The 19,013-nt window shown below is 63.7% G+C and carries 20 protein-coding genes; 11 read left to right on the top strand and 9 right to left on the bottom strand.

Features of this window, described 5'->3' with window-relative positions:
* Window positions 1-160: 160 nt before the first annotated feature.
* Both KYE46_RS10690 and KYE46_RS10685 read right to left on the bottom strand, forming a co-directional pair.
* Window positions 161-394, bottom strand: coding sequence for a hypothetical protein (locus tag KYE46_RS10690; protein WP_219000611.1), 234 nt, complete (start codon window positions 392-394; stop codon window positions 161-163).
* A 5-nt stretch (window positions 395-399) separates the two neighbouring features.
* Window positions 400-1,053 (bottom strand): alpha/beta hydrolase, encoded by a 654-nt coding sequence (locus tag KYE46_RS10685; RefSeq protein WP_219000610.1) that lies wholly within the window; start codon window positions 1,051-1,053, stop codon window positions 400-402.
* 207 nt (window positions 1,054-1,260) lie between these two features.
* Here KYE46_RS10685 and iscR point away from each other — a divergent pair, with 207 nt between their 5' ends.
* From iscR to KYE46_RS10630, 11 genes are all read left to right on the top strand, one after another.
* Window positions 1,261-1,719, top strand: a complete 459-nt coding sequence (gene iscR, locus KYE46_RS10680) for a Fe-S cluster assembly transcriptional regulator IscR (RefSeq protein WP_219000609.1) — start codon at window positions 1,261-1,263, stop codon at window positions 1,717-1,719.
* 104 nt (window positions 1,720-1,823) lie between these two features.
* A complete protein-coding gene (locus KYE46_RS10675; RefSeq protein ID WP_219000608.1) occupies window positions 1,824-2,864 on the top strand; it encodes a cysteine desulfurase family protein in 1,041 nt (346 codons plus the stop codon).
* A gap of 73 nt (window positions 2,865-2,937) precedes the next feature.
* Window positions 2,938-4,467: a Fe-S cluster assembly protein SufB gene (gene sufB / locus KYE46_RS10670; RefSeq protein ID WP_219000607.1), complete on the top strand. Its 1,530-nt coding sequence runs from the start codon at window positions 2,938-2,940 to the stop codon at window positions 4,465-4,467.
* Window positions 4,468-4,563: 96 nt separating this feature from the next.
* The gene (locus KYE46_RS10665; protein WP_219000606.1) at window positions 4,564-5,463 is read left to right on the top strand and encodes an FkbM family methyltransferase; all 900 of its coding nucleotides are present in this window, start codon (window positions 4,564-4,566) and stop codon (window positions 5,461-5,463) included.
* Window positions 5,460-6,281, top strand: coding sequence for an FkbM family methyltransferase (locus KYE46_RS10660; protein WP_219000605.1), 822 nt, complete (start codon window positions 5,460-5,462; stop codon window positions 6,279-6,281). The genes KYE46_RS10665 and KYE46_RS10660 overlap by 4 nt, the downstream gene beginning before the upstream one ends.
* Entirely contained in the window at window positions 6,278-7,069 is a 792-nt protein-coding gene (locus tag KYE46_RS10655; protein WP_219000604.1) for a polysaccharide pyruvyl transferase family protein, read from the top strand. The genes KYE46_RS10660 and KYE46_RS10655 overlap by 4 nt, the downstream gene beginning before the upstream one ends.
* A 12-nt stretch (window positions 7,070-7,081) precedes the next feature.
* The gene (gene sufC / locus KYE46_RS10650) at window positions 7,082-7,837 is read left to right on the top strand and encodes a Fe-S cluster assembly ATPase SufC (protein ID WP_219000603.1); all 756 of its coding nucleotides are present in this window, start codon (window positions 7,082-7,084) and stop codon (window positions 7,835-7,837) included.
* Entirely contained in the window at window positions 7,838-9,130 is a 1,293-nt protein-coding gene (locus KYE46_RS10645; protein ID WP_219000602.1) for a SufB/SufD family protein, read from the top strand.
* A 3-nt stretch (window positions 9,131-9,133) separates the two neighbouring features.
* On the top strand, window positions 9,134-9,673 hold the full coding sequence (locus tag KYE46_RS10640; RefSeq protein WP_219000601.1) for a YIP1 family protein: 540 nt from the start codon (window positions 9,134-9,136) through the stop codon (window positions 9,671-9,673).
* Window positions 9,674-9,730: 57 nt separating this feature from the next.
* A complete protein-coding gene (locus KYE46_RS10635) occupies window positions 9,731-10,954 on the top strand; it encodes a cysteine desulfurase (protein WP_219000600.1) in 1,224 nt (407 codons plus the stop codon).
* A gap of 88 nt (window positions 10,955-11,042) precedes the next feature.
* The gene (locus KYE46_RS10630; protein WP_219000599.1) at window positions 11,043-12,284 is read left to right on the top strand and encodes a PAS domain-containing protein; all 1,242 of its coding nucleotides are present in this window, start codon (window positions 11,043-11,045) and stop codon (window positions 12,282-12,284) included.
* Between the two features lie 17 nt (window positions 12,285-12,301).
* Here KYE46_RS10630 and KYE46_RS10625 read toward each other — a convergent pair whose 3' ends face one another.
* The 7 genes from KYE46_RS10625 to KYE46_RS10595 all read right to left on the bottom strand — a co-directional run bounded on the left by KYE46_RS10625 (window position 12,302) and on the right by KYE46_RS10595 (window position 19,006).
* A complete protein-coding gene (locus KYE46_RS10625; RefSeq protein WP_219000598.1) occupies window positions 12,302-12,919 on the bottom strand; it encodes a TetR/AcrR family transcriptional regulator in 618 nt (205 codons plus the stop codon).
* Window positions 12,919-13,806 (bottom strand): polyphosphate kinase 2, encoded by an 888-nt coding sequence (gene ppk2, locus KYE46_RS10620; RefSeq protein WP_219000597.1) that lies wholly within the window; start codon window positions 13,804-13,806, stop codon window positions 12,919-12,921. The genes KYE46_RS10625 and ppk2 overlap by 1 nt, the downstream gene beginning before the upstream one ends.
* 81 nt (window positions 13,807-13,887) lie before the next feature.
* Complete coding sequence (locus KYE46_RS10615) at window positions 13,888-14,844, bottom strand: alpha/beta fold hydrolase (protein ID WP_219000596.1); 957 nt, start codon at window positions 14,842-14,844, stop codon at window positions 13,888-13,890.
* Window positions 14,841-15,782, bottom strand: coding sequence for a homoserine O-succinyltransferase (locus KYE46_RS10610; protein ID WP_219000595.1), 942 nt, complete (start codon window positions 15,780-15,782; stop codon window positions 14,841-14,843). The genes KYE46_RS10615 and KYE46_RS10610 overlap by 4 nt, the downstream gene beginning before the upstream one ends.
* A 41-nt stretch (window positions 15,783-15,823) precedes the next feature.
* On the bottom strand, window positions 15,824-16,696 hold the full coding sequence (locus KYE46_RS10605; RefSeq protein ID WP_428845090.1) for an ATPase: 873 nt from the start codon (window positions 16,694-16,696) through the stop codon (window positions 15,824-15,826).
* A gap of 103 nt (window positions 16,697-16,799) precedes the next feature.
* Window positions 16,800-17,738, bottom strand: coding sequence for a DMT family transporter (locus tag KYE46_RS10600; RefSeq protein WP_219000593.1), 939 nt, complete (start codon window positions 17,736-17,738; stop codon window positions 16,800-16,802).
* 119 nt (window positions 17,739-17,857) lie between these two features.
* Window positions 17,858-19,006 carry an OmpP1/FadL family transporter gene (locus tag KYE46_RS10595; RefSeq protein WP_219000592.1) on the bottom strand — a complete coding sequence of 383 codons (1,149 nt, stop codon included), beginning with the start codon at window positions 19,004-19,006 and terminating at the stop codon, window positions 17,858-17,860.
* Window positions 19,007-19,013: the final 7 nt, after the last annotated feature.

Genomic DNA, 19,013 nt, shown 5'->3' with positions numbered 1-19,013 from the left:
CCTCTGGGTGCATGTGAGTTGCGCACCGTGTAACGGATCAGGGGCCGGAGGCAAAGTGCGTATACCGTTGCATACCGGGGCGCAGTGTCGCGGGACAGGCGCTGGCGGGGACGTTGTGAGGGGAGGAGCGGCGGCGGGTGAGGTTGCGCGCCACGCCGGCTCAGCCCTTGGGCAGAGCCGCTTCGGCCGCCCTGATCTTGTCTTCGAGGAATTTGCGCGCCCGCGCCTCGGCCTGGATCACCCGCACGGCGGTCCGAAACAGCTCCTCCGTGGTGGGGGAGGAGCTGCCGACCACCTGGGCCACCGCTTCGGGAATGCTCTCGTCGTCCAGCGCGACCGCCGTCTCACAGGCGTCGATCGCGAGTTTCTCGGCAAGATCGTTCGCAAGACCCATGGGATTTACCGTGTGTTCTCGGTCAGCCGGCGGCGCACATAGGCCTGCACCGTCTCGATCATCGGATCCATGTAGGGATCCTCGAAGAAGTGGCCGGCGCCTTCCATTTCCTCGTGGGTGATGGTGATGCCCTTCTGCTCGTGCAGTTTGTCCACGAGGATGCGGGTATCCTGTGGCTTTGCCACCCGGTCGGCGGTGCCGTTGATCATCAGGCCCGAGGCAGGGCAGGGCGCGAGGAAGGAGAAGTCGTACATGTTGGCGGGCGGCGAGACCGAGATGAAGCCGGTGATCTCGGGGCGGCGCATCAGGAGCTGCATCCCGATCCAGGCCCCGAAGGAGAAGCCCGCAACCCAACAATGCTTGGAGTTGGGGTTCATCGACTGCAGGTAATCGAGCGCCGAGGCGGCGTCGGAAAGCTCGCCGATGCCCTGGTCGTATTCACCTTGGCTCCGGCCCACACCGCGGAAGTTGAAGCGCAGCACGGTGAAGCCCATCTGGTGGTAGGCGTAATGCAGGTTGTAGACGACGCGGTTGTTCATCGTGCCGCCGAATTGCGGATGCGGATGCAGGATGATCGCGATGGGGGCGTCTTTTGCCTTCTGGGGGTGGTAGCGGCCTTCGAGGCGGCCTTCTGGTCCGGGGAAAATAACCTCGGGCATCCACATCTCCTACTTGTCTTGCCGGCTCAGGGGGGCGGGCGCGCGGTTTCTTGACGGGCCGCGCGGCTCTCCCTAGAACGATTCCAATATATGCGCGGGCGTCTGACCGCGCAAAGGTTGCATCGCAGTTAAGCGCGGGGCGCGAAAAGGTCAATCATTCAAGCGCATGAGCGCGCGGATTGCAGGGCCATTGGCAGGAGCGATTGAATGAAGCTGAGCACCAAGGGGCGCTATGCGATGGTGGCAATGGCCGATCTGGCCTTGCAGGAGGACGGTGTGCTGACGCCGCTCTCGGAATTGTCGAAGCGCCAGAACGTGAGCCTGCCTTATCTGGAGCAGCTTTTCGTGAAGCTGCGCCGCGCCAAGCTGGTGGAATCGGTGCGGGGCCCCGGCGGCGGCTATCGGTTGGCGCGGACCCCCTCGGACATTCGCATCGTCGAGGTTTTCGAGGCGGTGGATGAGACCGTCAGCGCCATGCACACGGGCGCCGGCGCGTCCGGCGGCGCCTCGGGCAGCCGCGCGCAGAGCCTGACCAACCGGTTGTGGGAGGGGTTCTCGGCCCATGTCTATGTTTTCCTGCATCAGACGCGCCTGTCGGACGTGGTGAAGAACGAACTCTCGCCCTGTCCCGCCGTGCCCAACCTGTTTGAACTGGTGGACGAATAGCCCCATCAGGCGCCACGGCCGCCGCCGTCGCCTCTTGGGGCGGATGTCGGAGTGAGTTGTATTGGCCAAGATGAAGCCCCGACGATGTCGAACCGGAGTGTGAGATGAGAGCGCGCAGTTACCTCGATTGGAACGCCACGGCGCCGCTGCGTCCGGAAGCGCGCGCCGCGATGGGCGATGCGATGGATCTGGTGGGCAATCCCTCGTCTGTGCACAGCGAAGGGCGCGCGGCCAAGGCAATGCTGGAGCGCGCGCGCGCGCAGGTGGCGGAGGCGCTTGGGGCGCAGGCGGCGGACATCGTCTTCGTCTCGGGCGCGACGGAGGCTGCGGCCTTGGCGATGGCCGGGCGCGGGCTGGCGATATCGGCGGTGGAGCATGACGCGGTGCGGGCCTGGGGCGAGGAGGCTCTGCCTGTCGATGAACGGGGCCGTGTGCGCGTCGCCGATCCGGCGCGCTCCTGCCTCCAGATCGCCAATTCCGAGACGGGCATTTTGCAGGAGTTGCCCGAAGGTCTGGCGGTCAGCGACTGGACGCAGGGCTTTGGCAAGGTGCCGCTGGCTTTCGATTGGGCCGGGATCGACATGGCCTTTGTCTCTTCCCACAAGATCGGCGGCCCCAAGGGTGTCGGCGCCCTTGTGATCCGTCGCGGCCTTGATCTGCAAGCCCAGATCAGGGGCGGCGGGCAGGAGATGGGACGCCGTCACGGGACCGAGAACCTCATCGGGATCGCCGGATTTGGCGCGGCCGCAGAGGCTGCGGCAAAAGATTTGGCCGATGGGCTCTGGGAGCCGGTGGACAAACTTAGAATATTTCTAGAAAAGACTCTGGAAGATGGCGCAAGATCGACTATTTTAGTCGGGAAAGGCGTGAACCGTCTGCCCAACACCTCGATGTTCATCACCGAGGGCTGGAAGGGCGAGACGCAGGTCATGTCGATGGATCTTGCAGGATTTGCCGTTTCGGCGGGGTCTGCCTGCTCCAGCGGCAAGGTGAAGATGTCGGGCGTGTTGCGCGCGATGGGATATTCGGAGGCTCAGGCCGGCAGCGCGTTGCGGGTGTCCCTGGGGCCTTCGGTATCGAAAGAGCAGGTCGCGGCGTTCTGTGACGCGTGGCTGACCGCTCGGGACAGGAAATTCGCGCGGTGACGCGTGGGACAGACAATTCGCGCGGCAACGCGCATGACGGAAATTCGCGCGGCGACGCGCTTGGAGGTGGATCATGAGCGCACTCGATATCGATGAAGTTCAGGTGAAAGAGGGCGTCGACCAGGAGACGGTCGAAGCGGTCAAGGGCCTGGGTGGCGCCTACAAGTATGGGTGGGACACCGAGATCGAGATGGACTACGCGCCCATCGGCGTGAACGAGGACATCGTGCGTCTGATCTCCGAGAAGAACGAAGAGCCCGAGTGGATGCTCGACTGGCGTCTGCAGGCGTTCAAGCGCTGGAAGCAGATGAAGGAGCCCGAGTGGGCGATGGTCGATTATCCCGCCATCGACTACCAGGCGCAGTATTACTACGCGCGGCCCAAGAGCATGGAGACCAAGCCGAAGTCGCTCGACGAGGTCGACCCCAAGCTGCTGGAAACCTACCAGAAGCTCGGCATTCCGCTGAAGGAGCAGATGATCCTTGCCGGCGTCGAAGGGGCCGAGGAGGCACCCGCCGAGGGCCGCAAGGTGGCCGTCGACGCGGTCTTCGACTCGGTCTCGGTAGGCACGACCTTCCAGGCGGAGTTGAAGAAGGCGGGCGTGATCTTCTGCTCGATCTCCGAGGCGATCAAGGAGCATCCGGAGCTGGTCAAGAAGTACCTCGGCTCGGTCGTCCCGATCACCGACAACTTCTTTGCGACGCTGAACAGCGCGGTCTTCTCGGACGGCTCCTTCGTCTACATCCCGCCCGGCGTGCGCTGCCCGATGGAGCTCTCCACCTACTTCCGCATCAACGCCGAGAACACCGGCCAGTTCGAGCGGACGCTGATCATTGCCGACAAGGAGAGCTACGTCTCGTATCTTGAAGGCTGCACCGCGCCGATGCGCGACACGCATCAGCTGCACGCTGCCGTGGTGGAGCTGGTCCTGCTGGACGACGCCGAGATCAAGTATTCCACGGTGCAGAACTGGTACCCGGGTGACGAGAACGGCAAGGGTGGCATCTACAACTTCGTGACCAAGCGCGCCGATTGCCGGGGCGACCGCTCGAAGGTGATGTGGACGCAGGTCGAGACCGGCTCGGCTGTGACCTGGAAATACCCCTCCTGCATCCTGCGCGGCGACGACAGCCAGGGCGAGTTCTACTCCATCGCCATCGCCAACAACATGCAGCAGGCCGATACCGGCACCAAGATGGTGCACCTGGGCAAGCGCACGAAATCGCGGATCGTCTCCAAGGGGATTTCCGCGGGCCGCGCCCAGAACACCTATCGCGGCCTCGTGTCGATGCATCCCAAGGCCAAGGACAGCCGCAACTATACCCAGTGCGACAGCCTTCTGATCGGCGACAAATGTGGCGCCCACACGGTGCCGTACATCGAGGTGAAGAACAACTCGAGTCGGGTGGAGCATGAGGCCACGACTTCGAAGGTCGACGACGACCAGATGTTCTACTGCCAGTCCCGCGGCATGGACGAAGAAGAGGCCGTGGCGCTGATCGTCAACGGTTTCGCCAAGGAAGTGCTGCAGGCCCTGCCGATGGAATTTGCCATGGAAGCGCAGCAGTTGGTCGCAATCTCTCTGGAAGGCAGCGTGGGTTAAGCCCGCGTCACCGAACGGTAGACCGCGAATGCACCCTGAGGCTGAGAGGCTCTCACTTTCGGTTTCAGCGGTCAGTCCTTTAACGGGAGGCAAGCAATGAGCGTTGGATTTCAGCCCGAGCGAGCGCGGGCGCTGATCGACATTCTGTCGCCTGACCGTTTGACGCGGGTTGTCGACATTGGTGCCAATCCGCTGGATGAGACGCCCTACAAGGGGCTCTTGTCCATCGGCGGCTGTGACGTCTGGGGTTTCGAGCCGCAGGCCGGGGCGTATGACAAGCTGATGGCGGCCAAGGGCGCTCATGAGCACTACATTTGCGCGGCGGTCGGAACTGGTGAACCGGCGGAATTGAAAGTCTGCTCAGACGTCGGCTTTACCTCTCTGCTGGAGCCAAGCCGCAGGTTCGTCGAGGCCACCGGACAGTTCGCGGACCGCATGCGGGTCGTGGACCGGATCGAAGTCGAGACGTCCCGTCTGGACGACCTCGAGGAGCTTCCTGAATTCGATCTCCTGAAGATCGATATTCAGGGCAGCGAGCTGGCCGTGTTCCAGAACGGCGCAGGGAAGTTGTCAAAGGCTCTCGCCGTCATCACCGAGGTGACGGCGGTTCCGATGTACGAGGGTCAGCCTGTTCTGGCGGATCAATTGACGGAGCTTGGGCAACACGGCTTCCTGCTGCACAAGTTCTTGTTTCTCAAGGAGATCGGCTTCCGCAATCCGTGGTCCGCGCGATTGAAGCGGTCCGTTTATCGCAGCCAATTGGGCGATGGCGATGCGGTTATGGTGCGCGGGCTTCTGGACCTGCAGGGGCTCGAAGACGAAGAGCTCAAGCATCTCGCGATCCTTTGCGACAGCGTGCTTTTGACCCAGGATCTTGGTGTCACGGCCATGGTCGAACTGATGCATCGTGGCGTCATCCAGGAGACCCAATTGCATGACTACATGGATTTGCTGCCCGGGGCAGGGCCTCGGCCGGCGGAGACGGCAGCGCAATGATCGAGACGCGGGTTCAGAATGGCATGACGCAAGTCGAGCGTCTGATCTCAGACGGCACGATGCCGCGCGGGTTATCCGTGGGATCGGCAGATTTCGACGTTGCTGATCTGCGCCTGACAGAGGCCGAGGTTGACGGGCGCGAGGTCTCTTTCGTCACCAACATGGAGCGCGATCCGATCCAGCGTGCGCATCGCAATGGGCATTTTTACGAGCCGGACGAGTTGGGCTTCATCCGCCAACACCTCCCCCCAGGCGGCACCTTCCTCGATATCGGGGCCAATGTCGGCAATCACTCTCTCTATGCCGGGCTGTTTTGCGGGGCCGGGCGGATCATTCCGTTTGAACCCAATCCTTTGGCCTACCGCCTGTTGGTCTTGAACCTCGTCATGAATGGCCTGCAGGAGCGGACCGTCTTCGATTACGTGGGCTTTGGGGCCTCGGACGTGGACGGCGAGGGCTTCACGATGACCGAACGGCACAAGAACCTCGGCGCGGCGCGGATGGTGCCCGGCGATGGTGAGATCGCGACCCTGCGGCCCGATGACTTCCTGCGTGACGAGACGCCCGATTTCATCAAGATCGACGTCGAGGGCATGGAGATGGCCGTGCTGCGGGGGTTGCAGAAGACGATCCGGCGCACCCGGCCCGTGTTGCTGGTCGAAGTGGACCGGGACAACATCCATGACTTCGCCGATTGGCGTCTGGCCAACGGGTTCGACCTGCCGGCGTCGATCAAGCATTACAAGGATAACCGGAATTTCCTCTGCGTGCCTGAAGAGCGCTCGGCTGAGCTGAGCCGGAAAGTGGGGCAGGGATGAGCGATCCGATCCGCCTCTATTACTGGCCCGCGCCGAATTTCGGCGATGCCCTGAGCCAGTTGATCGTCGCCCATGTCTCGGGGCGCGAGGTCGTGAACGCGCGGCCGAAGCAGGCCGAGTTGTTTGCCCTCGGCTCGCTCATGCACGTGATCTCCCGGCATTGGACCGATCACGCGCGGGGTGAGGGGCCGCTCTTGTGGGGGACGGGGCTTCTCAACCCCTTCTACCGCAAGGATTTTCTTGAAAACGTCCGCGTGCGCTTGCTGCGCGGCCCGATCTCGGCCGCTTTCCTGCGGCTGAAGATGACCGAGTTCGGCGATCCGGGGTTGCTGGCGGATGAGGCCCTCGGCCCGGTCGAAGAACGCCATGACCGGGTGGCGGTCGTACCGCACCACAGCCAGATGGAAGACCCCCGCTTCGTCGACATGGTGGAGGCCGACCCGGCGCTGCACCTGGTCGACGTGCGCCTTGACCCCGCAACCGTCTGCCACCAGATCGCAAGCTCGGCCCATGTCTTCTCGGCCAGCCTGCACGGGCTGATTGTTGCTGACGCCTACGGGGTGGCGAACACCTGGATGGACCCGGACACCCAGGGGCGGTTGAAATACCACGACTACGCGGCCTCCATCGGGCGCGACATGATCGCGCCTGTCGAGATTGATGACGTCCCGAAAGCGGCCCGCGCCGCGAAGGACAGGCCGTTCCCCTATGCCGAAGGTATCGCGCGTTGCCGTGAGAGCCTTCACCGACATTTTCCGGCCGAACTGCGCGCCGGAACCAACCCATGAAGAGGAAATAAGATGCTGAATATCAAAGGCCTGGCCGTTGAACTGGAAGAAGAAGACAAGCAGATCCTGAAAGGTGTGGATCTGGAAGTGAAAGCCGGAGAGGTCCATGCGATCATGGGGCCGAACGGCTCTGGCAAATCCACGCTCTCCTACGTGCTGTCCGGCAAGGGCGGCTACGAGGTGACTGGTGGCGAGGCGACGCTCGACGGTGAAGACCTGCTCGACATGGACCCCGAAGAGCGCGCGGCCGCGGGCCTGTTTCTGGCGTTCCAGTACCCGGTGGAGATCCCCGGCGTCGGCAACATGACCTTCCTGCGCACCGCGGTAAACGCGCAGCGCAAGAGCCGCGGCGAGGAGGAGATGTCGGCAGGTGAATTCCTCAAGCTGATCCGCGCCAAGGCCAAAGAGCTGAAGATCGACGCCGAGATGCTCAAGCGCCCGGTCAACGTCGGTTTCTCGGGCGGTGAGAAGAAGCGTAACGAGATCCTGCAGATGGCGATGCTGGAGCCCAAGATGTGCATCCTCGACGAGACCGACTCGGGCCTCGACGTGGACGCGATGAAGCTCGTCTCCGAGGGCGTGAACGCGCTGCGCAGTGAGGGCCGTGGGTTCCTCGTGATCACCCACTACCAGCGCCTGCTGGACCACATCAAACCCGACGTCGTCCACATCATGGCCGACGGTCGCATCGTGAAGACCGGCGGACCGGAGCTGGCCCTCGAGGTCGAGCAGAACGGTTACGCCGACATTCTGGCGGAGGTAGCTTAAATGGCCAATCCGGCACCCAAACCTGATCTGACCGAAGCGCGGATCGCCGCGCTCGAGATGCCCCGCAACGGGACGGACGCCCGCGAGGCCGCCCTGGGGCGTGTTCGCGCAATGGGTCTGCCGACGCGGCGGGACGAATACTGGCGCTACACCGACCCGAGCACCCTGACGCAGGCCACGGCCCCGCGCGCGGCGGTCTTCCATGACCCCGCCGAAACCCCGATGTTCAACGATATCGACCGCCTGAAGGTGGTCTTCGTCGATGGTGTCTTCGACGCGAAGAAATCCGACGACCTCGCCATGGCGGGGCTGGAGATCGAGCGGCTCGAGGATGCGCTGGCCAAGGACATCCACTGGGCCAAGGACGTCTACGGCACGCTTGAGGAGGCCGGCCAGAACCCGGTCCCGCGTCCCCTCGCGGCGCTCAACACCGCCTTTGCGACCGACGGTGTCGTGATCCGGGCGACCGCCAAGGCAGAGAAGCCCGTTGCGCTGATCTATCTGCACCGCGACGACCGCTCCGACGCCATGCTGCACCATGTCGTGCGGGTGGAAACCGGTGCGGAGCTGACGTTGCTCGAGGTTGGCCCTGCCGCGGCGCGGTTCAACAGCGCGATGGAAGTCGACGTGGCCGATGGTGGCGCCTTCCACCACGTCCGCGCTCAGGGTCGCGACCACGAGCGGCGTGCGGCCACGCATATTTTCGCGCGGGTCGGTGCCGAGGCGCTCTACAAGTCCTTCACCACCACGGCCAACTCCGTGAACACCCGCAACGAGCACGTGATCGAGATCGTGGGCGACAATGCGACGGCCCACGTCGCGGGCGCGGCGCTCGGCGATGGCAGCGCCGTGCCGTTCCACCACGACGACACGGTCTTCATCACCCATGACGCGGTGGATTGCGAAAGCCGGCAGGTGTTCAAGAAGGTGCTGCGTAACGGTGCCGAAGGCGTGTTTCAGGGCAAGATCCTCGTGAAGGCGGGCGCCCAGAAGACCGACGGCTACCAGATCAGCCAGTCGCTGCTCCTCGACGAGGACAGCAGCTTTCAGGCCAAGCCGGAACTCGAGATCTACGCCGATGACGTGATCTGCTCGCACGGGTCCACCACCGGCGCGATCGACGAGACGGCGCTCTTCTACCTGCAATCGCGCGGTGTGCCGAGCGAGCAGGCGACGGACCTTCTGGTGCTGGCGTTCCTTGCCGAAGCGATCGAGGAGATCGCCGATGAGGCCCTGCGCGACGATGTCAGTGCGCGGCTGGAAGAATGGCTCGTACGCAGGCGGGCTGGCTGAACCATGAGCGTCAGTCAGGATATGGTCGCCACATGGCGCAGGCCGCGCGCGGTGATGCGCAAGCTGCTCTCCATGGGCGTGCGGGAGGATCGCGCGCTTGCGATCCTCTTTGCGGCCTGCCTGATGATCTTCGTGGGCCAGCTGCCCCGGTTGCAGCGGGCGAACACGCTGGAACAGCAGGAGTGGCTGGCGACGGCCTCCAAGGCGTCGGACAAGGTCGCGACCTTTCAGGCCGAGATCGCCATCACCGGCTTCGCCTGGCTTCTGGTCTGGCCGCTTCTGTTCTACCTGATCGGCGGGCTGACCCACATCATCGCGCGTCTTTTCGGCGGTCGCGGCAGCTTTTATTCGGCCCGTCTGGCGTTGTTCTGGGCGCTTCTCGCGTCGAGCCCCGCGTGGCTCTTCCATGGGCTGGTCTCAGGCTTCATCGGCCCCGGTCCGGCGCAGCAGATCGCGGGCGTGATCGTCATCGGCTCCTTCCTCACCTTCTGGAGCATCGGCCTGCGCGAGGCTGAAACCAATCCGACCGGAGCATTGGCATGATCCCGGTTCACCACCACACGGTCCGTTGGGCCGAACAAGACACGGGCGGTCCCTCCCATGAGCTATGACGTCGAAGCAATCCGCGCCGATTTCCCGATCCTTGCGCGGGAGGTCAACGGCAAGCCGCTGGTCTACCTCGACAACGGGGCCTCGGCCCAGAAGCCGCAGGTGGTGATCGACGCGATCACGCAGGCCTATGCGCAGGAATATTCCAACGTCCACCGGGGGCTGCATTACCTCAGCAACCTCGCGACCGAGAAATACGAGGGCACCCGGGGCACCATCGCGCGGTTCCTCGGCGCGGCCGACGAGGACGAGATCATCTCTACCTCCGGCACCACCGAGGCGATCAACATGGTCGCCTATTCATGGGCCATGCCGCGCATGGAGGCCGGCGACGAGATCATCCTCACCGTGGCCGAGCATCACGCCAACATCGTCCCATGGCATTTCCTGCGCGAGCGGCAAGGGGTGAATCTGGTCTGGGTCGATGTGGACAGCAACGGCGACCTTGATCCCCAGGCCGTGATCGACGCCATGGGACCGCGCACGAAGCTGGTGGCCCTGTCTCACATGTCCAACGTTCTGGGCACGGTCTTCGACGTGAAATCGGTGGTCGACGCGGCCCACGCGCGCGACATTGCCGTGCTGGTCGACGGGTCGCAGGCGGCCGTGCATCTGCCCGTAAATGTCGATGAGATCGGTGCGGATTTCTATGCCATCACCGGCCACAAACTCTACGGGCCGAGCGGCTCCGGCGCGATCCACATCAAGCGCGCCCGGATGGAGGAGATGCGTCCCTTCATGGGTGGCGGCGACATGATCCGCGAGGTCAGCCGCGAGGTCATCACGTGGAACGACCCGCCGATGAAGTTCGAGGCCGGCACGCCGGGTATCGTCCAGCAGATCGGTCTCGGGGTCGCGCTGGAATACATGATGGGCGTGGGAATGGAGAACATCGCCGCCCATGAAGCGGACCTCGCGACCTATGCGAGCACGTTGCTCCATGGTCTCAACTGGTTGAATGTGCAGGGAAATTCGAAAAACAAGGGTGCGATTTTCAGCTTCACCATGCCCGGCGCGGCCCATGCCCATGATATCTCGACCGTGCTCGACAAGAAGGGCATCGCGGTGCGCGCGGGCCATCATTGCGCGCAGCCTTTGATGGAGCATATGGGCGTCAACGCCACCGCGCGGGCCTCCTTCGGGATGTACAACACCCGCGCCGAAGTGGACGCGCTGATCGAAGCGCTGGAGCTCTGCCACGAACTTTTCGGCTGAGCGCGACGCTTCTCCGGCGCCGTTAAGGCGTTAAGGGTATCGTAACACCCCTCTGCCAGCATGGAGGCCTCCGCCACGAGAGGTCGCCATGGAAGAGCAGGAAGCCGATGAGCCGTCGGCAAAGGTCTATTTGAACGAAGAACGCCGCTTCCTGCCGGAGGAGCTCTTCTTTTCCCGCTCTGATCCGCGCGGTGTCGTGACCGGCGGCAACGGGGTCTTTGTCCGGGTCAGCGGCTATTCGTGGGAAGAACTGATGGGCGCGCCGCACAAGACGGTGCGCCATGAAGATATGCCAAGGGCGGTCTTCTGGTTGATCTGGAGATCGATCAAGGCCGGACAACCCATTGGCGCTTATGTGAAAAACCGGGCCAAGGATGGCCGCTACTATTGGGTGTTCGCCATCGTCATCGCCGAGGGCGAAGGTTTCGTCTCGGTGCGGCTGAAACCCACCAGCCCGATGCTCGACACGGTGAAGGCGCTTTACGCCCGCATCCGGGCAGCCGAACTGGCAGAGGACATCGAGCCCGAGCAAAGCGCGCAGGCGCTGCTCGCGGAATTGGCAGAGCTTGGATTTCCCGACTACGGCAGCTTCATGTCCTATGCCCTGTCGCAGGAAATCCGGTCCCGCGATGCGCATCTGCGGCGCGGGGCCAACAGCCAGATGGAACGCTTTGCCGAAACCCTGACGCAGCTGGACACGATCCGGAAGGAAGGCCGCGCCATCGTCACTGGCTTCAAGGCCATCGAAGGCTCGCCGAAGAACATGCGCATCCATGCCACGCGGATGGGCGAAAGGGCGGCACCGCTCGGGGTGATCTCGACGAATTTCGACGATATTTCAAACAATATCAAATCAGGTATCCGGCCGTTCCTCGACGGACTGGATCATATGGCGGACCGACTGTGCGCCGGGCTTTTCGTCAATTGCGCCTTCAGCATGTTGAGCGAGATCATCGTACAATTCGCCGAGGAGCCGGATCACGACATTGCCACCGTGACACGGGCCGAAATGGCGCGTCTTGTCGCCGAGCGCCCGCAGCGGCGGGCCGAGGGAAAGAACGTGCTGCACGAGGTCCTGAAGGAAATGGCTTGTTTCGAGGCCGCGTGCCGGATGCTGAAACGCACGCTCTCGGGCCTCAACATCATGCGGGTGATGAGCGAGATCGAGACCGCAAGGATCGGTGATCCCACCGGCAGCATGAGCGAGATCATCCTTCGGCTGCAACGGTTCCAGAGCCTGACCCACAGCAGCCTGCAAGCGATCGAAGCGCGGAACGGCCAGATCCAGAGCTTGCTGCGCAACGAGATCTACACGCGAGAGGCCGCGTGAGAGCGCGTGTAGCCACGTCAGCGGTCGGGTTCGATCAGCCCGAGGCCGCGCAGGTAGATGCCGATCCCGGCCTCCAGCAGATCTTCCGGCGGGAAGGGCGCATTCGCACCGGGCCGGCCACGGGCGAAGAGTTCGACAACGCCGTGGGACATCGCCCAGATATGGGCCGAGAACATCGACGACGGCGGCCGTTTTTCGGGCGGGATATGCTCGGACAGGGCGTCGGCCGCGTGCTCCAGCACCGCGCTGGATTTTCCAGCTGCCGCCGCCAATTCCGGTGTCGCGTTGACGGAAGTGCCGGATTCGAACATCGCCATGTAATGACCGGGATATTTGCGGGCGAAGGCGAGGTAGGCGCGGCCTGTCGCCTCGAATGCCGCGAGGGCCGAGGGTTGGCCGCCGTTGAAGGCGTGGTTCATCAGATCCGCAAAAATCTCGTGCCCCTGCAGCGCACATTCCGCGATCAGCGTCTCGCGCCCGTCGAAATGGCGGTAGACCGCCGCCGGGGTCACGCCGGCGGTCTTGGCGGCCTCTGACAGGGTGAAACCCGTCGGGCCTTTTTCCTCGATCAGCTGCAAGGCCGCATCGACCAGCGCCTGCTTGAGGTTGCCATGGTGGTAGCCGCGCTTGGGCATCAGGCGGTCTTCGCGCCGGGATCGGACCACATTTCCGGCCCTCCGGTGATCTTCGGATCAGGCGCGCCAACCCGCGCCTCGTCCTTCCCGTCGTAGTCCAGCCCCTGCAGCACGGCGCGGATCACGGCAAGACGCGCGCGGCGCTTGTCGTCGGAGCGGATCACCGTCCAGGGCGCGGCGGTGGTGTGCGAGCGTTCCAGCGTCTCGGCAATCGCGGCGCTGTAGGCGTCCCATCGTTTCAGGCCTTCCACGTCAATCCAGCTGAGCTTCCATTGCTTCAAGGGATCTTCCTCACGCGAGAGGAACCGGCGCAATTGCTCGGCGCGGCCCACGTTGAGCCAGATCTTGGTCAGGTGGATTCCGTCGTTCACAATGGTGCTCTCGAAGCCCGGAAGCTGCGCGAAAAACGCCTCGCGCTGCGCCTCGGTGCAGAAATCGAAGACCTTCTCCACCACGCCGCGGTTGTACCAGCTGCGGTCGAAAAGGCTGATCTCGCCGGCAGAGGGCAGGTGTTGGATGTAGCGTTGGAAATACCACTGCCCGGCTTCACGCTCGGTCGGCTTGCTGAGCGCTATGACATGGGCCGCGCGGGGGTTCAGGTTCTCGCGGATGCGCTTGATCGCGCCGCCCTTGCCGGCGGCATCGCGCCCCTCGAAGACAACCGCGACCCGCGCGCCGGTCTCGCGCACCCAGGAGAGCATCTTGACCAGTTCGATCTGCAGCGCGGCCAGATCCTCTTCGTAGTCGTCCTTGTCCATCCGTTTTTCATAGGGATAGGAGGGATCGAGCATGCGGTTCTTCTTGGCGCCCTCGATCTGGGCGCGCACCCAATCGGGGGCCTCTTCATCGAAGTAGGTGCTGATTGCGCCGTCGAAGGGTTTACTCATGGCTCGGGCCTGCTCTCGCGAAATGTTATTATTTATTACATTAGGTGTGCCGAGGCCGTTTCGCAATGAAACAAAGCAAATTCAGCGCAGGCCGGCCCGCTGTGCGAGGCGGTCGATGGCGGCCTCAAGGGCCTCGGGCGCGGCGTGTTGGGGCATGTGGCCCACGCCGTCGAGCACGGTGAGGCGCGCATCAGGGATTTGCTGGCTGAGCGGGATCGAGTGGATTTCGAGCCCCACGGTCGTATCGGCATCACCGTGCAGGATCTCGGTCGGCACGTCGATGCGCGCGTAGTGGGGCACAAGGGCCTCGATCTGCGGCAGCAGGTCAGCGCGCTGACGCGCGTTCTCCAGCAGGGAGAAGCGGCGCAGGGTCAGGCCGGGACCGAAGTGTTCGCCGTAACCCTCGGGCGCGGTCTGCGGTTTGAACACCGCCTCGACGTTCTCGGTCACGATGCGCTCAGGCACCCAGGCGGCCAGCAAGGTGGCCATGATCGGCCCCGCGACGGGATGCGACAGGAGGCGGTAATAGGTGCTGATGCCGGTGTCCCAGGGGTTCGTCGCGCCCGCCAGAACGACCAGACCGGCCAGCACGTCGGGACGCTCCACGCCCCAGGCCACGGCGACGGCGCCGCCGAAGGAATGGCCGACGACCATCGGGTTATCGGCGCCGATGGCGGTTGCCGCATCCGCCAGAAGCCGCGCCTGATCGGTGATCGAGGCGCCTTGGCCGATCATCTCGGTATAGCCGAGTCCCGGCCGATCAAAAGCGATGACCCGGTAGCGGTCGCGCAGGCGGCCGACCATGTCGAAGGTCCAGTCGTTGAGGTTTCCGCCGGAGCCGTGGATCAGCACGACGGCGGGGCCTTCGCCTTCGTCGATATAGTGCACGCGGGTGCCGTTCACCTCGACGAACTGGCCCGCCGGCGGATAATCCGCCTCGGCCGCGGCCTCGTTTCGGCCGGCGCGCCATACCGTGAGCAGGGCGACGAGGATGAGGGCACAGAGGAGGATGCCGAGGAGCGCCAACACCAGTTTCACCGCCGCAAGTCCGTCGAAGCGAGGCCAATCTGGTCCATGTCGTAGGGCGTCGTCAGGTACAATTCGCTCACCCAATTGCCGTAAAGCAGATGCGCGTGGGATCGCCAGCGGTTCATCGGTTGGCGCGTCGGATCATCGTCAGGGTAGTAGTTGACCGGCACGTTGATCGGCGCGCCCGCGGCGGCGTCGCGGTCATATTCCTGCTTCAGGGTCTCGCTATCGTATTCGAAGTGGTTGAAGACGTAGAGCGCCCGGTGGCCGGCGTCCTCGACCAGCGCCGGGCCGACCTCGTCCGAGCCGATCAGCGTGGTGAGCCCGGCGGCGGCCACCTCCTCGGCGCGGACCTCCGTCCAGCGCGAGACCGGCATCAGCACGTCGTCCGAAAAGCCGCGCAGGTAGGGCGAGGCGGGCGCGCGGTTCACATGGCGGAAGCAGCCGAAAGCCTTGGCGTCGAGCATGTGTTTCTTGACGCCATGGAAGTGGTAGGCCATCGCCATGCCGCCCCAACAGATGCCGAAGGTCGAATGGACATGGCTCTGGGTCCAGTCCATCACCGTCTTCAGCTCGTCCCAATAAGTGACCTCTTCGAAGGGCAGATGTTCGATTGGCGCGCCGGTGATCAGCAGCCCGTCGAACTTCTCGCCGCTAGCCTGCACCTCGGAGAAGGGGCGGTAGAACTCGTCCATATGCTCCGCCGAGGTGTTCTTGGAAGCGTGGTCCGACATCCGGATCAGCGACAGCTCGATTTGCAGGGGCGAGGCGCCAATCAGGCGCGCGAACTGCGTCTCGGTCTGGATCTTCTTCGGCATCAGGTTCAACAGCCCGATCCGCAGCGGACGGATGTCCTGCTTGGACGCCGCATCCTCGGGCATCACCATCACGCCTTCGCGCGACAGGATGTTATAGGCGGGCAGGGTATCGGGCAGTTTGATGGGCATGGTTTCGTCTCTTGGAAGGCGTCTTTGGCAGGAAGCAGGATCTAGGCGCTCGGGCGCGGCTTGGCCAGCGCGCGGGCGATCATCTCTTCGGCATCATGGGCGTCGCGCACGGCTTCGACCTCGCCCGCGGTGACGCTGACGCCCCAGTTCTTCGCCATCGCCGCATAGAGCGGCGCGCGGCTGTGGATCACGCGGCTGAAGGCGTGGACGGCGAAATCGTCCGGGTCCACCTGCGCCTCGGACAGGCCGTGGGTGTCGAGATACTCAGACCACAAGCTCTCCAGCAGCTCGGGCTGGTAATAGATCGGCTTGGGGTTCAGCTTGAAGCGGCGGATCAGCTCGGCGTCGTGGCCCTCGGGGGTCTCGATCCAGATCATCAGCAGGCTGGCGGCGAGGGTGCGCAGGACCTCATCGGCGGGATCGGATGGATCGACCACCGCGCAGATGGAGCCGCCGGTGTCGCAGATGAAGTTCTCGTAGCCATAGAGCGACGACGCGCGCAGCACGAAGGGCACGGTGTCGAGCAGCGCGTTCACCTCCGCCCGGCGGTGCAGTGCCTGACGGCGCTTGTATTCATCGAAGGGCAGCCCGCCCTTCGCCGGATCGCCGGGTTTGCCCAGAAAGGTCGAGAGCGGCGCGAGGTTGCCGAAGGTGATGTTGGAGCCGATGTAGATGCTGTCCGAGCGCAGGAGTTCCGCCAGCATCGGCACCTGCATTGCCTGCGCCTTGAGGTTGTCGGCGATATGCTCGCCCATGTAGGCCGTGCCGATCCGGTAATCGACGGAGTAGTGAAACCAGTCGCCGCTTTCGCGCAGCTTGTTGGAGAGCACTGTCTTGCCGAGGCCGGACATGCCGAAGACGGCGACGCGCTTGGCGGGAGCGTCGAGGAAGGCTTGCGGGCTGTCGTAGATCAATTCCATCGCCGATGCTTGCCACGGGCGCTCGACCCAAGGCAAGCGGGGGACGGGCTTTTTGCGGATGTGGGTGGCGGGGGGCTTCGGCGGTTGGCCGGTGCCGTCAGGGCAGCTTTTGTGGCCCCGTCACCGGTCCGGGCTTGCCTTGCAGCCAGCGCAGGAGACGTCCGTCGAGGATCAGCAGGCCCAGAGCGAGCAGACCGAAGCCCGCGAAGGCTTGGGGCGCGAGGCGTTCCTCCAGCACCAGCGCGCCGAGCACGATGGCCACGGGAGGGATCAGCAAGGTGACCAGCATCGCGTTGCCGGTGCCGACCATGGCGAGGACGCGGTAATAGAGCAGGTAGGCGATGGCGGTGCCGAAGACTGCAAAATATCCCACGGCGAGGTAGGTCCGGGGCAGGGCGGGCCACGCGGGTGCGCCGTCCACGATCAGGGCCACGGGCAGCAGGATCACCACGGCCCCCGTCAGCATCCCGGCGGCTGCCACGGCGGGCGAGAGCCCCATCAGCCGCTTGCGCGCCCAGGCGCTCGCCAAAGCGTAGGAGAGCGTCCCGCCCAGAACCGCCAGCTGCGCGAGGCTGCGAATGTCGAACTGGCGCAAGCTGTCGAGCCCGATGGCCACCGTGACGCCGAAGAAGGCCACCGAGACCCCGGCAATCTTGCGCAGGGTGAGGCGCTCATCCGCGAAGAAGATCGCCGCCACGAGGACGCCGAATATCGCCGTGCCCGCGTTGAAGATCGAGGTCAGCCCGGTCTCGATGAATTGCTGCCCCCAGGCCATCAGCGCGAAGGGAATGGCGTTGTTGAGCAGCCCCATGACCAGAAACGCCCTCCAGATCCGCAGGTCGCGCGGGACAGACTGGCGCCGGAGAAGCACGTAACCCCAGAGGATCACGCAGGCCCACAGCACGCGATGGACCACGAGCGTGAGGAACGGAAGCTCTTCCAGCCCCAGTTTGATCGACAGGAACGAGGCCCCCCATATCAGGGCCAGTAGCCCCATCTCGGCCCATGCGCGGGTGCTGAGAGAAGTCTGTGTCATGGCAGCGGTCTAGGGCGATTTCCTTGAGCACGCGACCCGGAACCTGCGCCAAGCCAAAGAAAAACCCCGCGGCCCTGAGGGGGGCGCGGGGTTTGGGTCGTTGGAGGTCTTGGGGTTGGTTAGAAGGAGTAACCGATACGAATGCCGACGCCGATCGCCGAGTTGTCCTCGAAACTACTGCTTGCAAGAACAGCACCGGTAGTTGGATCGGCCGCCAGGACGGTCTCCGCATCACCGAGCCAGCTGTATTGAACGCCACCTGTAATCTCGAACGTCCCGGGGTTGTACGATAGCGCCAGCCCGATCGCGGTGCGGCCATCGGTCGGACCGAGGTTGCCAGAATATCCGCCATTCGACGTTTCGTGCGTCACGCTGATGGCACCCGACAACTCATCCGTAAGTTGCCGACCGATGCCGAGAGAGTAGGTGTAAACATCATTCTCATAGTCCACGAGCGATGAACCAGAAGGATTGCCGGCTGTTGTGGTCGCAGCATTGTAGTTGGTTGGAGTGATGTCGAACTCTGACCAATCGACCCAACGTACCGATCCAAACAGCAGCGTTCCCTCTGCGATGCCAGACTGAGCTTCCAACGTAAGCGACTGCGGGATCGTCGTTTCGAACGAGGTCCCAAGAGCGGCGCCACCAGCAATCGCCGGTGAGCTCTCCGTTGCTTCGAATGTATGGTTAGTTGCGGAATGGTAGGTGAGAGCGACGCGCAGTGCGATCTCGGGCCGCTCATAGGCAGCACCCAGCATATAGCCGAGCTCTGTCGAGCCGTTGGCGTCCATTTCGTACGGCTCGAGGGCAGCAGGTGCTGTCAGGTATACATTCCCATCTGCGCTTACAGCACGAAGGCCGCCATAGATAGAAAAGCCTTGGTCGAGCTCGTACCGCAGGGCAACGGTCAGAGCTTCAGACGAGATATTGCCCTCGCTACCAGCAAGCGGGTAGGTGCCCGATCCATATGCAACGTCGGCGCCGATCGGACGATCGAAGATGATTGCATAGGAAAGGTCGTCGGTAATGTCATCGCGATATCGCAGGGCAAAATCGACATAGGATTCTGCTATGTCACCGGAGTCCTGTCCGACGCCTGTCCCCGAAACATCCGGATCGGCATAGCTAAAGCTCAGTTCTGCGTATGCGCCTTCTTCGAAAAGAATGCCCATGGATTGCGCTGAGCGTTCCACGCCACCCGCGCTTGCGATGGTGGTTGTGGCCAGAAGTGCCGCGAGGGCGGTGGTGGTCGTTGTGAAGCGGGTCATGATGAGT

Source organism: Gymnodinialimonas ceratoperidinii (assembly GCF_019297855.1).
GTDB classification, from domain to species: domain Bacteria; phylum Pseudomonadota; class Alphaproteobacteria; order Rhodobacterales; family Rhodobacteraceae; genus Gymnodinialimonas; species Gymnodinialimonas ceratoperidinii.
The sequence above is the reverse complement of the archived record's forward strand: the minus strand, read 5'-3'. Positions and strand labels throughout refer to the sequence as shown.

What these genes read in the sequence shown, in the direction of transcription:
- KYE46_RS10610 (WP_219000595.1), bottom strand. Translation starts at nt 15,782, where the DNA reads ATGCCCATCAAACTGCCCGATACCCTGCCCGCCTATAACATCCTGTCG.
- KYE46_RS10660 (WP_219000605.1), top strand. Translation starts at nt 5,460, where the DNA reads ATGATCGAGACGCGGGTTCAGAATGGCATGACGCAAGTCGAGCGTCTG.
- iscR (WP_219000609.1), top strand. Translation starts at nt 1,261, where the DNA reads ATGAAGCTGAGCACCAAGGGGCGCTATGCGATGGTGGCAATGGCCGAT.
- KYE46_RS10655 (WP_219000604.1), top strand. Translation starts at nt 6,278, where the DNA reads ATGAGCGATCCGATCCGCCTCTATTACTGGCCCGCGCCGAATTTCGGC.
- KYE46_RS10630 (WP_219000599.1), top strand. Translation starts at nt 11,043, where the DNA reads ATGGAAGAGCAGGAAGCCGATGAGCCGTCGGCAAAGGTCTATTTGAAC.
- KYE46_RS10665 (WP_219000606.1), top strand. Translation starts at nt 4,564, where the DNA reads ATGAGCGTTGGATTTCAGCCCGAGCGAGCGCGGGCGCTGATCGACATT.
- KYE46_RS10690 (WP_219000611.1), bottom strand. Translation starts at nt 394, where the DNA reads ATGGGTCTTGCGAACGATCTTGCCGAGAAACTCGCGATCGACGCCTGT.
- KYE46_RS10635 (WP_219000600.1), top strand. Translation starts at nt 9,731, where the DNA reads ATGAGCTATGACGTCGAAGCAATCCGCGCCGATTTCCCGATCCTTGCG.
- ppk2 (WP_219000597.1), bottom strand. Translation starts at nt 13,806, where the DNA reads ATGAGTAAACCCTTCGACGGCGCAATCAGCACCTACTTCGATGAAGAG.
- KYE46_RS10625 (WP_219000598.1), bottom strand. Translation starts at nt 12,919, where the DNA reads ATGCCCAAGCGCGGCTACCACCATGGCAACCTCAAGCAGGCGCTGGTC.
- sufC (WP_219000603.1), top strand. Translation starts at nt 7,082, where the DNA reads ATGCTGAATATCAAAGGCCTGGCCGTTGAACTGGAAGAAGAAGACAAG.
- KYE46_RS10645 (WP_219000602.1), top strand. Translation starts at nt 7,838, where the DNA reads ATGGCCAATCCGGCACCCAAACCTGATCTGACCGAAGCGCGGATCGCC.
- KYE46_RS10640 (WP_219000601.1), top strand. Translation starts at nt 9,134, where the DNA reads ATGAGCGTCAGTCAGGATATGGTCGCCACATGGCGCAGGCCGCGCGCG.
- KYE46_RS10600 (WP_219000593.1), bottom strand. Translation starts at nt 17,738, where the DNA reads ATGACACAGACTTCTCTCAGCACCCGCGCATGGGCCGAGATGGGGCTA.
- KYE46_RS10685 (WP_219000610.1), bottom strand. Translation starts at nt 1,053, where the DNA reads ATGCCCGAGGTTATTTTCCCCGGACCAGAAGGCCGCCTCGAAGGCCGC.
- sufB (WP_219000607.1), top strand. Translation starts at nt 2,938, where the DNA reads ATGAGCGCACTCGATATCGATGAAGTTCAGGTGAAAGAGGGCGTCGAC.
- KYE46_RS10675 (WP_219000608.1), top strand. Translation starts at nt 1,824, where the DNA reads ATGAGAGCGCGCAGTTACCTCGATTGGAACGCCACGGCGCCGCTGCGT.
- KYE46_RS10595 (WP_219000592.1), bottom strand. Translation starts at nt 19,006, where the DNA reads ATGACCCGCTTCACAACGACCACCACCGCCCTCGCGGCACTTCTGGCC.